The 13,453-nt window shown below is 68.3% G+C and carries 14 protein-coding genes; 4 read left to right on the top strand and 10 right to left on the bottom strand.

From position 1 onward, the window contains the following. Window positions 1–23 precede the first annotated feature (23 nt). On the top strand, window positions 24–656 hold the full coding sequence (locus tag G6N20_RS03280) for a sensor domain-containing protein (RefSeq protein ID WP_083051692.1): 633 nt from the start codon (window positions 24–26) through the stop codon (window positions 654–656). A 277-nt stretch (window positions 657–933) separates the two neighbouring features. On the opposite strand, the gene G6N20_RS03275 is transcribed toward G6N20_RS03280, so the two are convergent. The 10 genes from G6N20_RS03275 to G6N20_RS03230 all read right to left on the bottom strand — a co-directional run bounded on the left by G6N20_RS03275 (window position 934) and on the right by G6N20_RS03230 (window position 9,472). Further along, window positions 934–1,224, bottom strand: coding sequence for a WXG100 family type VII secretion target (locus tag G6N20_RS03275; RefSeq protein ID WP_083051695.1), 291 nt, complete (start codon window positions 1,222–1,224; stop codon window positions 934–936). Between the two features lie 33 nt (window positions 1,225–1,257). Further along, window positions 1,258–1,551 carry a WXG100 family type VII secretion target gene (locus G6N20_RS03270; RefSeq protein WP_083051698.1) on the bottom strand — a complete coding sequence of 98 codons (294 nt, stop codon included), beginning with the start codon at window positions 1,549–1,551 and terminating at the stop codon, window positions 1,258–1,260. A gap of 64 nt (window positions 1,552–1,615) precedes the next feature. After that, a complete protein-coding gene (locus G6N20_RS03265; protein WP_083051701.1) occupies window positions 1,616–2,905 on the bottom strand; it encodes a PPE family protein in 1,290 nt (429 codons plus the stop codon). After that, a complete protein-coding gene (locus G6N20_RS03260) occupies window positions 2,902–3,216 on the bottom strand; it encodes a PE family protein (protein ID WP_083051704.1) in 315 nt (104 codons plus the stop codon). The genes G6N20_RS03265 and G6N20_RS03260 overlap by 4 nt, the downstream gene beginning before the upstream one ends. 258 nt (window positions 3,217–3,474) lie before the next feature. Further along, window positions 3,475–4,578 (bottom strand): tRNA 2-thiouridine(34) synthase MnmA, encoded by a 1,104-nt coding sequence (gene mnmA / locus G6N20_RS03255; RefSeq protein WP_083051707.1) that lies wholly within the window; start codon window positions 4,576–4,578, stop codon window positions 3,475–3,477. Further along, entirely contained in the window at window positions 4,579–5,757 is a 1,179-nt protein-coding gene (locus G6N20_RS03250) for a cysteine desulfurase family protein (RefSeq protein ID WP_083051710.1), read from the bottom strand. It lies immediately after the preceding gene. Between the two features lie 76 nt (window positions 5,758–5,833). Continuing rightward, window positions 5,834–6,679, bottom strand: coding sequence for a lysophospholipid acyltransferase family protein (locus G6N20_RS03245; RefSeq protein WP_083051713.1), 846 nt, complete (start codon window positions 6,677–6,679; stop codon window positions 5,834–5,836). Beyond that, entirely contained in the window at window positions 6,676–7,539 is an 864-nt protein-coding gene (locus G6N20_RS03240) for a GNAT family N-acetyltransferase (RefSeq protein WP_083051716.1), read from the bottom strand. Before G6N20_RS03240 ends, G6N20_RS03245 begins: the two co-directional genes overlap by 4 nt. Before the next feature lie 100 nt (window positions 7,540–7,639). Next, window positions 7,640–8,596 (bottom strand): electron transfer flavoprotein subunit alpha/FixB family protein, encoded by a 957-nt coding sequence (locus G6N20_RS03235; RefSeq protein WP_083051718.1) that lies wholly within the window; start codon window positions 8,594–8,596, stop codon window positions 7,640–7,642. Between the two features lie 75 nt (window positions 8,597–8,671). Then, window positions 8,672–9,472 (bottom strand): electron transfer flavoprotein subunit beta/FixA family protein, encoded by an 801-nt coding sequence (locus G6N20_RS03230; RefSeq protein WP_083051721.1) that lies wholly within the window; start codon window positions 9,470–9,472, stop codon window positions 8,672–8,674. A 230-nt stretch (window positions 9,473–9,702) separates the two neighbouring features. On the opposite strand from G6N20_RS03230, the gene G6N20_RS03225 reads away from it, so the two are divergent. From G6N20_RS03225 to G6N20_RS03215, 3 genes are all read left to right on the top strand, one after another. Then, window positions 9,703–10,503, top strand: a complete 801-nt coding sequence (locus G6N20_RS03225) for a class I SAM-dependent methyltransferase (RefSeq protein WP_083051724.1) — start codon at window positions 9,703–9,705, stop codon at window positions 10,501–10,503. Then, on the top strand, window positions 10,500–12,077 hold the full coding sequence (locus G6N20_RS03220) for a 1,4-alpha-glucan branching protein domain-containing protein (protein ID WP_083051727.1): 1,578 nt from the start codon (window positions 10,500–10,502) through the stop codon (window positions 12,075–12,077). The genes G6N20_RS03225 and G6N20_RS03220 overlap by 4 nt, the downstream gene beginning before the upstream one ends. A gap of 94 nt (window positions 12,078–12,171) precedes the next feature. Beyond that, entirely contained in the window at window positions 12,172–13,416 is a 1,245-nt protein-coding gene (locus G6N20_RS03215) for a glycosyltransferase family 4 protein (protein ID WP_083051730.1), read from the top strand. Window positions 13,417–13,453 lie beyond the last annotated feature (37 nt).

Here is a 13,453-nt window from a genome sequence, read left to right as displayed (position 1 = left end):
GGTTCGACGCGGAAGGGTTACCGATGGCTAGCTTGACACGGCCGCTGCTGTGGGTGTCCGCGATCGCGCTGACGGCGGCGTGCACACGGGTGGTGGGCGGCACGCCGATGCCCGGCTTCGGCGCCTCCCCACCGGGTGAGCTCGACGTCGACACGCTGCTGTTGGACCAATCCCGGATGCGCGCAATCACCGGGGCCGGCGAGGACCTGACGATCATCCCCTCCATGGACGGCAAGCATCCGGTGGACATCGACGCCCTCGCCGAGACGGCACCGCGGGAATGCCGGTTCATCTACGCCGAAACGGCGACCTTTGGGCCCGAGGTCGAAGCCTTCCACAAGACCACCTTCCAAGACCCGCCGGATCACGGTCTGATTTCCGAGGCGGTCGCGGCCTACCGCGACGCCGATACAGCGCGGCGTGCCTTCGACCAGTTGGTGGCCTCCGTCGCCAACTGCGCGACGACGTCGAGCGGCCAGCTGTTCGTCGGCAGATGGCAGACCGACGGGGACTCGCTGCACATCCGGCCCGGCGACTGCGGCCGCGACTATCGGGTGCTTTCGGTAACCCTGTTGGAAGTCACCTTCTGCGGCTTTCCGGAGTCGGTGTCCGACATCGTGATGACCAACATGGCCGCCAACGTGCCGGCACGTTAGGCTCTGGGGCCGCGGTCCGGACGACCGGGCCGCGAAACCCACACGCGGTCGACCGCACCGGACGCACCGACCAGAACGCGGCCCCCGGTGGTGTCGATGCCCATCCGGTGGTTGCGGTCTGGCCGTCGCGGTGGCAGGCGTGCACGGCGACAGATTGAACTCGGCGCGCCGGGCCGGCGCCGGTTCCCCAAGGGATCGGAACCAGTACCTACGCTCGGTTGGGAATCCCGCTAGCCCACCGGCCATTTCGGCCGAGGTCGACCCCGTCGTCGCCGCGCTAGCCGCCCCACTTGGCGGCTTCGGCGGTGTCCCGGGCCAGCATGGCCATGGTGTTGGATTCGTGCGTGCTAGCCATCGACTGATAGGCCTGCACCAGCTCCTCCAGGGCCTGGTTCCACTGGGCCTGCCAGCCCTGATAGGTCATCCCGGTATCACCCTGCCAGGCATTCGACAGCGCGGCCTGCTCACTGGCGATATCCACACCCAGGCTGTGCAACGCGCCGGCATAGCCCGACATGTTGCCGGCATGCGCCGTCATCGCCGGGTAGTTGTACATGATCTGCGACATCACAAGTCCTTTCAGAGGTCGGAAGCGGGCATCTTAGAAGCCGGTGTAGCTGGACGCGGCGGCGGCATCGACGGCCACATAGGTGCCCGCGGCCTCGCCCAAGTTGGCTTGCGCGATATCCAGCAAGGTATTGATCTTGCCGGCAGCCTCCATGAACCGAGCGTGCGCGCCCTGAAACGCCACCGCGGACTCTCCTTGGTGAAACGCTTGCGCCGACAGCGCCGACTGCTCGGCCTCACCGATCGTGTGCCACATCAAAGCCGCCTTAGCGGCAAACGCCGACTGCGACGCGACCAACTGCGGAATATGGGCATCCAACAGACTCATAATGATCCTCTCGATTCGAATTTCCCTTTGCTAGGCCATCACATTGTTACGCTCACATACCCCCTTAACCGACCGCGCCGACCAAATCCGCGTCCCAGGCAGCCGGCAGCATCGGCACCCGCGGACCACCACCACCAAACTCATCACCCCCCAACACCATCAACCCGCCAGGCTGCGCGACGGTCTCCTTCGTGGCGGTCCCGGCGAACCCCAACGCCCCGGCTCCCCGGTCGGAAGCTGCCACCGACCCCGACGAGCCCACCGAACTCGGCTCCACCGCCGACACCAACCGCGCCCGCGCCGATAACGTTTCCGCGCCCGGCAACGGCTGCACGGCCGCGACAGTCACGGCCGCCGGCGCGGCAGCCACCCCCGCGACTGGCGCGGCCACCACACCCGCCGCCGGCACAGCGGCCAATCCCGTCACGCCGGCTACCCCCGGAACAACGGCCGCAGCCAAAACCGGAACAACACCAAACAAATTCCCAATAACCCAGTCATAAATGATTTCTATTACGCCGGCGGCGGCATACAATAATCCGTACGTGACAAAAGCCAGATTATAAGCGAACGTCATCAACAGCTGAGCGTTGGTAATCAATTCGATAACGAATGCAATGGGGTTCAAACCCAAGATATCCGCAGCGAGATTCAACACGACTACGGTGACGGCAGGGAGCTCGGAAAGCAACGCGTACAGATATACCTGGTACTGTGCGAAAACTTGTTGTAAAAACGCCACAATCTCTTCCCATGGGAATGGCGTGAGAGTTTGTCCGGCGGTGGCCGCGATGTCGCCGGCGGTACCGGCGCCAGGTTTGACGATGACCGGTGCCGGCGGGGTGTGGGGGGTGGCCATCAGCGCCGCACCCGCAACGGCGTCATAGACGCTCATCGTGGTGGCGGCCTGGATCCACATCCGCACGTAGTCGGCCTCGTTGAGCGCGATCGGGATCGTGTTGATCCCAAAGAAATTGGTTGCCACCAACACCGCATGCGTCATGTGGTTGGCAGCCAACTCCGCCAATGTCGGCATCGCCGCCAGCGCGCTGACATAGGCCGCCGCCGCGGCCTCATGCTGGCCGGCCGTTGCCGCGCTGTCGACGCTGGCCTGCAGCAACCAGGTCACATACGGCACGTTCGCGGCCACATACAGCTCGGCGCTCGGACCCTGCCATGCTCCAGCCTGCACCGCGGCCAGTATGGCGGTGAGTTCTTCTGCCGCCGAGGCGTATTCGGAGCTCAGCGACGTCCACGCCGCAGCGGCCCCCTGCAGCGACCCAGGCCCCGGACCGGCACTGAGCAAGGCGGAATGCACCTCCGGAGGCGACGCAAGCCAGATCGGCGCCGTCATCCCAAGCCACCCGAGATCAAGTACGTCGATGCCGCCACGGCATCACCGACGGCATAACTGATACCGGACTCACCGACACCGACCCCGCAACGGCCAAGCTCTTCAACACCTTCAGCGGCCACCGCGGCGTGCTCGCTGCCCTGGGCGCTAAACCCAGCCGCGGTCTGCAACGACACCGGATCCGCCGCCGGCGGCACCACCGCGCTAATTAGCGGCGCCGCACCAGCATGCGCGGCCGCCAACTGAGCGGTCAGCGCTTCCACCGCGGCACTAGCGGCCGCCAAACCTGCAGGCACCACGCGCAACATCACTGCCTATGCTCCTTCCAAAGCGTCTGGCCGGCCGGTACCGCCAAAACGCAGGTCGACCAATGGGTTAACCAACCGCATGTGTCCATGAGTACCGCAGTTTATTTCTTTGCGCAATAGTTGCATATAGCTACGGTTACGTAGGTGAAAGCGACGGTTCCGTAGGTTGCTGACCAAGCGCGCAGGTTGAATGTGTCAGAGCCACAGCTACATTCAGCAGCTTCTGGCTAGCTCTGTTGTTGACCGCGACCTAGTCGCGAGTCACGCACCAGGCTGGCGGGGCGTCGGCAACCCCGCCGTGCCGGCGATGGTGGCACTGCCCAGCACCTCATCACCATCAGGATCCGGGCGGTAGAGCACCAGCGTCTGACCACGCGCCACCCCACGCAGCGGGGTCCGCAACCGTGCAAAAAGCTCACCATCAGCCAATTCAGCTACTGCACTTACGGTTTCACCGTGTGCACGCACCTGAACCAGACATTCGATGGGCCCTGACGGCGCGGCCCCCGCGGTGAAGACGGGCTCCCGCCCAATCAGCTCATGCACATCAAGGTCACTCACGTCGCCGACATGAACGGTCGCGGTCTCGGCGTCAATCGCCGTCACATACCGCGGGCGACCATCCCGGCCCGGCCCGACAATGCCCAACCCCTTGCGCTGGCCAATCGTAAAACCATGCACCCCATCATGTTCCGCCAGCACCGCGCCGTCGGCGCCGACCACGGTCCCACGGCGAACACCGATGCGCGCACCCAGAAACGCCCGGGTGTTCCCCGATGGGATAAAGCAGATGTCGTGACTGTCCGGCTTGTCAGCGACCGCCAGGCCGCGACGGGCGGCTTCCGCCCGGATTTGCGGTTTGGGGGTGTCTCCGATGGGGAACACGGCGTGGCGCAACTGCTCGGCGGTCAGCACGGCCAGCACATAGGACTGGTCCTTGTCCCGGTCGACGGCGCGGCGCAGCCGGCCATTTGCCAGCCGGGCATAGTGGCCGGTAGCGACCGCGTCGAAGCCGAGCGCCAACGCTCTGGTGGCCAGAGCCGAGAACTTGATCGCCTGATTGCACCGCACGCAGGGGTTGGGGGTTTCCCCGCGAGCGTAGGACGCCACGAAATCATCGATCACCTCGTGTTGGAATTTCTCCGCGAAATCCCACACATAGAACGGGATTCCGAGCACATCGGCCACACGACGAGCATCCGAGGCGTCTTCCTTAGAGCAGCAGCCGCGCGATCCGGTGCGCAAGGTGCCGGGCGCGGTCGATAGCGCCAGGTGCACACCGACCACCTCATGCCCGGCATCGACCATGCGAGCGGCGGCAACCGACGAATCGACACCACCGCTCATCGCGGCGAGAACCTTCACTTAGGAAGCCCCCGCGGCGGCCAGGGCGGCCCCCCGCGCGCGCGCCACTGCCCCGGGCAGCACCTGCAACACCGCATCGACATCAGCATCGACACTGTTGTGTCCCAACGAAAGTCGCAGCGACCCGCGTGCGCTGGCGGCGTCCGCACCCATCGCCATCAGCACGTGTGACGGCTGTGCGACACCTGCGGTACAGGCCGATCCGGTTGAGCACTCAATTCCGTTGGCATCCAACAGCATCAACAGCGCATCACCTTCACAGCCGCCGAAAGTGAAGTGCGCGTTGCCCGGAAGGCGAAGCGGGTCGCGGGCGCCATTGAGCCGGACGTCGTCGATCTCCGCCAGCACCCCACCAACCAGACGGTCCCGCAATGCCTTTAGCCGAGCGCTAGTTGCCTGCAGTCCGTCCACCGCGATCCGTGCCGCCACGGCCATTCCTACGGTGCTGGCGACATCGGATGTGCCGGAACGAATATCGCGTTCCTGCCCGCCGCCGTGCAGCAGTGGCACACAGCCGACGTCACGGCGCAATAGCAACGCCCCCACACCCGGTGGACCGCCGAACTTGTGCGCGGCCACGCTCATCGCCGACAGCCCACTGGCGCCGAAGTCGACCGGCAGCTGGCCCACCGCCTGAACGGCGTCGCTGTGCATGGGAACGCCGAACTCGGCGGCCACGGCGGCCAGTTCGGCGGCCGGCATGATCGTGCCCACCTCGTTGTTGGCCCACATCACCGACACCAGCGCGACGTCGTCATGGGTTCGTAGCGCCGCACGCAACGCGGTCACCGACACCGAGCCGTCCGCGGCGGTGGGCAGCCAGGTGACCTCGGCGCCCTCGTGCTCGACGAGCCAGTTCACCGCGTCCAGTACCGCGTGGTGCTCCACCTGGGATGTGACGATGCGCCGGCGGCTCGGCTGCGCGTCACGGCGCGCCCAATAGATCCCCTTGACGGCCAGGTTGTCGCTCTCGGTGCCGCCCGCGGTGAAGATCACCTCCGACGGGCGCGCGCCCAGCTTGTCGGCGATCAGCTCGCGGGATTCCTCGATCCGCCGGCGCGCCGCACGGCCGGCGGTGTGCAGCGACGAGGCGTTGCCGACGGTGCCGAGCACGGCCGTCATCGCCTCGATGGCGGCGGGGTGCATCGGGGTCGTCGCGGCGTGATCCAGGTAGACCATGACTCGCCCAGGATACTGGTCGAGCCGGCGAGCTGGGCAATTCAGCACGGCGGCGACCAGCGCGCCGTGACCACCTTTAGGAAACCAGCTCGTGCCGGTGACCCTGCTGCCGCGGCGGCTCGGACACCCGCACCGCCGACTGGCACCGGCTGGCCAGGGCTCGCCGATCGGTGCCCGGCAATTGCAGGGATTCGACACGCACCCACGCCACCGTGCGGCGCACGCGAAGCATCCGGCCCACCGACCGCACCAGCGTGTCCTCACCGACGTAGGCCGGAGCGGTTGACACGCTGCCGTCGGCGTGGTGATAAGTCAGCCGCAGCGGCTGCACCGGGCGGCGAGCATCGATCGCGGCCTGGAACATGGCCGGATAGAACGGACCGAACGCTCGGCCACACCAGGTGGTGCCCTCCGGGAACGCCACCACCGTCTGGCCGGCGCGCAGCCGACGGGCGACGGCGGCCACCACCTCCGGCAGCCGACGAAGGCTGGCCCGCTCGATCGGGATGACCTTCAGGACGCGAGCCACGAACCCGGACGCGGGCCCGGTGAACATATCGGCGCGGGCGACGAACGATCCCGGCAACACCGCGCCGATGGCGAAGACGTCCAGCCAGGATATGTGGCTGCTCACCACCAGCACGCCGCGCAGGTTGCGAATCGGATTGCCCGACACCATAATCCGGACACCGAAGCAGCGCAGCACCAGCCGGCAGTAGGCACGTTGCAGGTGCGTGCGGCCGGGCAGCGGCACCCCGAGCAGCGGCACTCCCGGGGCCAGCAGCAGCGCCGCGGCGACGCGAACCGCCACCCGCAGCGCCACCACCAGCCACGGCGAGGTCACCGGATCCCCCGCGCTGACACAACCGGCGTCGCACGATGCCCGGGGCAGCCATGCGTGCCCGGCGGCCGCAGTGGTCATCGAGCCGGCCCGCCCGCCATTCTGGCCGCCGCCGACACCGACCGCAGTCGCCGCACATAGCGGGCATCGGCGTGCTGCTTGTCCAACAGCATGCAGAAGTCACCCACACCGAATGCCGGGTCATGCGCCGGTTCCCCGCACGCCCGTGCCCCCAGCCGCAGATAGCCGCGCATCAGCGGCGGCACCGCCGGCCGTCGCGGTGGGGCAATGTCGTCTAGGCCCCGGCCGTCCACCCGCACCGGCCGGTAGGGACGCACCCGATAGCGCGAGGCGTGCCGGTTGAGCAGGAAGTCGCGCACGCCGCGGATCTGGCTGCCCGGCACTGCGACCCGCGGGCTTGGCGAGCCGTCGATCGGCACCGACACGCAGCCGGTCACATACTCGTAGCCGCAGCGGTCCAGATACGCCAGGATGCCCGCCCACATCAGCAGCACCACGGCACCGTTGCGGTGACCTTCACGCACCACGGCGCGGCCCATCTCCACCAACGACGGCCGCAGCGGGTCGAACGCGCTCACGTCGAATTCCGTTGCGGTATAAAGCCCTCCGGCGGCTATGGCACCCGCCGGCGCCAGCATTCGATAGCAGCCCACCAGTTCACCGGTGTCGTCGTCGCGGACCAGCAGGTGGTCGCAGTACTCGTCGAACCGGTCCCGATCAAGACCGTCCGGCAACCCCGCGCCCGATGCGGGTAGCACGAACCCGGGTGTGCTGCTGAACACGTCGTACCGCAGCCGCTGCGCGGCCTCGATCAGGCGAGGGTCGGTGGACAGCAACAGCGAATAGCGCGGCCCCGACGACGACCTTGTCGCCGCGCCCCGGGGTTTGTCGCTGGGTATCAGCACAGAAGCGATGCTCATGGCACCAACGTGGCGCAGCCGATCAGCTAATCGGCGTCGGCGCTGTGACGTGTCGGTGCACGTCAGATGACGAGTTGGGCGAGCAGACGCAAAAGCAAACTCAGCCCTTGCGGGCCTTGATCGCCTCGGTCAGCTGCGGGGCAACCTTGAACAGGTCGCCGACCACGCCGTAGTCGGCGATCTCGAAGATGGGTGCCTCTTCGTCCTTGTTGACCGCGACGATGGTCTTCGAGGTCTGCATGCCCGCGCGGTGCTGGATCGCCCCGGAGATGCCCAGCGCGATGTAGAGCTGGGGCGACACCGTCTTGCCGGTCTGGCCGACCTGGAATTGGCCCGGGTAGTAGCCGGAGTCGACCGCGGCCCGCGACGCACCGACCGCCGCACCCAGCGAGTCGGCCAACGCCTCGACCACGCTGAAATTCTCCGCGCTGCCGACGCCACGGCCACCGGCCACCACGACGCTGGCTTCGGTGAGCTCCGGTCGGTCCCCGGCGACCGCCGGCTGGCGGGCGGTGATCCTGGTGGCGTTCTCGGCGGGCGCCGGAACCTGCACGCTGACCTGCTCACCGGCGCCCTCGGCCGGCTGCGCCTCCACTGCCCCGGCACGCACCGTGATCACCGGTGTGTCGCCGTTGACCTGCGACTCGACGGTGAACGCACCGCCGAAGATGGAGTGCACGCCCTTTCCGCCCGCCTTGACCTCGACCACATCGACCAGCAGACCGGAGCCGATCCGGGCCGCGAGCCGGCCGGCGATCTCCTTGCCGTCGGCGGTGGCGGCGATCAACACGCCGGCCGGGGCCGACGATTCGGCCAGCCCGGCCAGCACATCGACGTACGGGGTGACCAGGTACTGGTCGACGACGTCGGACTCGGCGACGTAGATCTTGCCGGCACCCGCCGCCTTCAGCCCGTCTACCAGCGGCGCGGCCGTCCCCGGCGCGCCGACCACGACGGCTGCCGGCTCGCCCAGCGCGCGGGCGGCGGTGATCAATTCGGCGGTGACCTTCTTCAGTGCGCCTTCGCTGTGCTCCACGAGCACCAATACTTCGGCCATGGGTATATCGCTCTTCTCGTGTCTGTGTCTGGGTGTGTTCTTGGGGTCTGTCTGTGTTCTTGGGGTTGCGCTCGGCTAGATGATCTTCTGGGCGACCAGGTACTGGGCGATCTGGTTGCCGCCTTCGCCCTCGTCGATGACCTTCTCGCCGGCGGTCTTGGGCGGCTTCGGCGTCGACGCCAGCACGGTGGACCCGGCGTTGGCCAGCCCGACCTCGTCGGCCTCGACACCGATCTCGGCCAGGGTCAGCACGGTGACTTCCTTCTTCTTGGCGGCCATGATGCCCTTGAACGACGGGAACCGCGGCTCGTTGATCTTCTCGTTGACGCTGACCACCGCGGGCAGATTGGCCTCCAGGGTGAATACGCCCTCGTCGGTCTCGCGTTCGCCGGTGATCCTGCCCCCCTCGACCGACACCTTGCGCAGGTGGGTGAGCTGCGGCAGGCCCAGGTATTCGGCGATGATGGCCGGCACCGCGCCGCCCACACCGTCGGTGGATTCATTGCCGGCGATCACCAGCTCGGTGCCCTCGATGGTGCCCAGCGCGCGAGCCAACGCCCAGCCGGTCTGGATGACGTCCGAGCCGTGCATGCCGTCGTCCTTGAGGTGGACGGCCTTGTCGGCGCCCATCGACAGGGCTTTGCGGATCGCCTCGGTGGCGCGCTCCGGGCCGGCGGTCAGCACGGTCACCGATCCCTCGATGCCGGCGGCGGCCTCCCGCTCGCGGATCTGCAGGGCTTCTTCCACGGCGCGCTCGTTGATCTCGTCGAGCACCGCGTCGGCGGCCTCGCGGTCCAACGTGAAATCTCCGTCGGTCAGTTTGCGCTCCGACCAGGTGTCTGGGACCTGCTTGATCAGGACCACAATGTTCGTCATGGGTGTGGCTCGTCCTCCTCAACGGCGCCCCGCAGCGATCGACTGCGAGACTTCGGTCACGCGTTTCGCGACCCACCGGCACGTTACTAGCCGGTAAGTTCTTGCGGTCTGCCCTCACACCATAGCGGGTCAGGCTGGCCCGATTGCCTGGCTGTGCCTCCCCCGCAAGCGGGCGCTACCCCCGGTGCCCGATTCGCGGATCCAGCGCTACGGGTTAGCCTGCCTTAGCAATGAGCGCTTTCGTCCCCGATGTTCGCCCCGCCGACCGCCCGGCAGCGGTCGATCCGGTGTTGCCGCTGACCGGTGAACGCACCATCCCCGACCTGGACGTCGAAAACTACTGGTTTCGCCGCCACCAAGTGGTGTATGAGCGGCTGGCGCCCCGCTGCGCGGGCCGCGACGCGCTCGAAGCCGGCTGCGGCGAGGGCTACGGCGCCGACCTGATCGCCGGCGTCGCGCGCCGGGTGATCGCGGTGGACTACGACCAGGCCGCGGTGGCCCACGTCCGCCGCCGCTATCCCCGGGTGCAGGTGCTGCGGGCAAACCTGGCCGAGCTGCCGCTGCCCGAGGCGTCGGTGGACGTGGTGGTCACCTTCCAGGTCATCGAGCATCTGTGGGACCAGGGTCGATTCCTCCGCGAGTGCGCCCGGGTGCTGCGGCCCTCGGGGCTGGTGATGGTGTCCACCCCGAACCGGATCACCTTCTCTCCGGGCCGCGACACCCCGATCAACCCGTTCCACACCCGCGAGCTCAACGCCGACGAGCTCACCGAGTTGCTGGTTGACGCGGGCTTTGCCGACGTATCGATGAGTGGCCTGTTTCACGGGCCACGGCTGCGGGAGATGGATGCCCGCCACGGCGGCTCGATCATCGACGCGCAGATCGCGCTCGCCGTGGCCGACGCGCCGTGGCCGCCCGAGCTGGCCGCCGACGTCGCGGCGGTCACCACCGCCGACTTCGACATGGTCGGGCGCGGCAGCCGGGACATCGATGACAGCCTCGACCTGATCGCGATCGCGGTGCGGCCGTGAACCCCCCTGGCGACCGGGTGCCGGGCCTGTTCAGCCTGGTGCTGCATACCCACCTGCCGTGGCTGGCCCACCACGGGCGCTGGCCGGTCGGCGAGGAATGGCTCTATCAGTCGTGGTCGGCGGCCTATCTGCCGTTGTTCCGGGTGCTGCAGACGCTGGCCGACGAGGATCGGCAAGGAGTGCTCACCCTCGGCATGACCCCGGTGGTCACCGCCCAGCTCGACGACCCGTATTGCCTCGACGGCATGCATCATTGGCTGGCCAACTGGCGGCTGCGCGCGGCGGAGGCCGCCAGCGTGCGGATTGCGCCCCGATCACGATCGGCCGCCTATTCCTCGTGCACGCCGGAGGCCTTGCGGCCCTTCGGGATTCGCGAATGCGCCGCGGCCGACCAAGCCCTCGACGAATTCGCCGTGCGATGGCGGCACGGCGGCAGCCCGGTGCTGCGCGCCCTGGTCGACGCCGGCACCGTGGAGCTGCTCGGCGGTCCGCTGGCTCACCCGTTTCAGCCGCTGCTGGCCCCGCGGCTGCGCGAGTTCGCGCTGCGCGAAGGCCTGGCCGACGCGGGGCACCGGCTGGGGCACCGCCCGACCGGGATCTGGGCGCCCGAATGCGCCTACGCCCCGGGCATGGAACACGACTACGCCGCCGCGGGCGTCGGTCACTTCATGGTCGACGGCCCGTCGCTGCACGGCGACACCGCGCTGGGCCGGCCGGTGGGCGACACCGACGTCATCGCCTTCGGGCGTGACCTGCAGGTCAGCTACCGGGTGTGGTCGCCGAAGTCCGGCTATCCGGGGCATGCCGCGTACCGCGATTTCCACACCTACGACCACCTGACCGGTCTCAAGCCGGCCCGCGTCACCGGCCGAAACGTGGCCGCGGAGGCCAAGGCGCCGTATGACCCCGAGCGCGCCGACCGGGCCGTCGAGGTGCACGTCGCCGACTTCGTCGAGGTGGTGCGCAACCGGCTGCTGGCCGAATCCGAACGCATCGGGCGACCGGCCCACGTGGTGGCCGCCTTCGACACGGAATTGTTCGGCCACTGGTGGTACGAAGGCCCGACCTGGTTGCGGCGCGTGCTGCAGGCCCTGCCCGCCGCCGGGGTGCGGGTGGGGACGCTGCGCGACGCGATCAACGACGGGTTCGTGGGCAGCCCCGTCGAGCTGCCACCCGGCTCGTGGGGCTCCGGCAAGGACTGGCAGGTGTGGAACGGTGACAAGGTGGCCGATCTGGTCCAGCTCAACGCCGAGGTGGTCGACACCGCGCTGACCACCGTCGATAAGGCGTTGGCGCAGACGGCGTCCCTGGACGGACCTATCCCACGCGATCGGGTCGCCGATCAGATTCTGCGCGAGACGCTGCTCACGGTGTCCAGCGACTGGCCGTTCATGGTCAGCAAGGACTCCGCCGCCGACTACGCCCGCTATCGCGCTCACCTGCACGCCCACGCCACCCGGGAGATCGCCGGGGCATTGGCGTCCGGCCGGCGCGACAGCGCACAGCGGCTTGCCGAGGGGTGGAACCGTGCCGACGGTCTGTTCGGCGCCCTGGACGCGAGAAGGCTGCCATGAACTTTGTTGCCCGCGAGCGACCGTGTTTGTACGGCGACACGCCGCTGCGGACGGCAATCTGCGGACCCTCGCGGCGGCGGAACGGGCAACACCCATGAAAATCCTCATGGTGTCGTGGGAGTACCCGCCGGTGGTGGTCGGTGGGCTCGGCCGGCACGTGCATCAGCTGTCGACCGCGCTGGCCGCCGCCGGCCACGACGTCGTGGTGCTGTCTCGGCGTCCCACCGGCACCGATCCCAGCACGCACCCGTCGTCCGACGAGGTCAGCCAGGGGGTTCGGGTGATCGCGGCCGCGCAAGACCCACACGAGTTCACCTTCGGCGACGACATGATGGCCTGGACGCTGGCGATGGGTCATGCGATGATCCGCGCGGGCCTGTCGCTCAAGAGGCACGGCACCGACCGGCCCTGGCGCCCCGACGTGGTACATGCGCACGACTGGCTGGTGGCCCACCCGGCCATAGCGCTCGCCCAGTTCTACGACGTGCCAATGGTTTCCACGATTCATGCGACCGAAGCCGGGCGGCATTCCGGCTGGGTTTCCGGACCCCTCAGCCGTCAGGTGCACGCGGTCGAATCCTGGCTTGTGCGCGAATCCGATTCGCTCATCACCTGTTCGGCGTCGATGCGCGACGAGATCACCGAACTGTTCGGTCCCGGCCTGGCCGAAACCACGGTGATCCCCAACGGTATCGACGCCAAGCGCTGGCCGTACGCGCCCCGCCGCCCACGCACCGGGCCGGCCGAGCTGCTCTATGTCGGGCGCCTCGAGTACGAGAAGGGTGTGCACGACGCCATCGCGGCGCTGCCGAGGATCCGCCGCACCCACCCGGGCGCCACGCTGACCATCGCCGGCGAAGGCACCCAGCAGGCCTGGCTCGTCGAGCAGGCCCGTAAACACAAGGTGCTCAAGGCAACCAGGTTCGTCGGACATCTCGACCACGACGCACTGCTGGCGGTGCTGCATCGGGCCGACGCCGCGGTGCTGCCCAGCCATTACGAGCCGTTCGGGCTGGCCGCCCTGGAGGCCGCCGCGGCCGGCACGCCACTGGTCACGTCCAACATCGGCGGCCTGGGCGAAGCGGTGATCGACGGACGGACCGGGGTGTCCTGCCCCCCGCGTGACGTGTCGCGTCTGGCCAAAGCGGTGCGTTACGTGCTTGACGACCCGGCCGCCGCGCAGCGCCGCGCCCGGGCCGCGCGCGACCGGCTCACGGCCGACTTCGACTGGCAGACCGTGGCCGAGTCGACCGCGCAGGTGTATCTGGCGGCCAAACGCCGCGAGCGGCAGCCACAGCCCCGGCTACCCATCGTCGAGCACGCGTTGCCCGACCGTTAGATCCGAAGGGCTGGTCGCGGCGCTCATCAGCGGCCGA

The organism is Mycobacterium shinjukuense (assembly GCF_010730055.1).
GTDB lineage: Bacteria > Actinomycetota > Actinomycetes > Mycobacteriales > Mycobacteriaceae > Mycobacterium > Mycobacterium shinjukuense.
The sequence above is the reverse complement of the archived record's forward strand: the minus strand, read 5'-3'. Positions and strand labels throughout refer to the sequence as shown.